The organism is Xenorhabdus entomophaga (genome assembly GCF_037996725.1).
Classification (GTDB): domain Bacteria; phylum Pseudomonadota; class Gammaproteobacteria; order Enterobacterales; family Enterobacteriaceae; genus Xenorhabdus; species Xenorhabdus khoisanae.
The window spans coordinates 1-228 of sequence record NZ_JBBMXH010000480.1 but is presented as its reverse complement, the minus strand read 5'-3'; the positions used below and the strand labels follow the sequence as shown (position 1 = coordinate 228).

The following is a 228-nucleotide window of genomic DNA, read 5'->3' as shown; positions in this document are numbered from 1 at the left end:
CCAGTGAAAATGCACTTTTATCGCGCCGTCTTTGTTGACGAAGATTTCTTCCCCTTCCGGCCCGACAACGGTCGCACTTTCATCACCGTCTGCCTGTGGCTTGTAATGAAACGGGGAGCGCCAGTCGGCATAACCATCAATAAAGCTGAAATCGTTACTCAGTGTCGTGCCTTCGCCGCCATTGTCTCCCAGTGCCTGCGGGCAGCGGCCATGATGGCTTATCCCGAC

At 54.8% G+C, this 228-nt stretch carries 1 pseudogene; it reads right to left on the bottom strand.

The features are described 5' to 3' along the window. Positions 1-228, bottom strand: a pseudogene (locus AAC854_RS23720) (type VI secretion system tip protein VgrG); the annotation flags it as partial.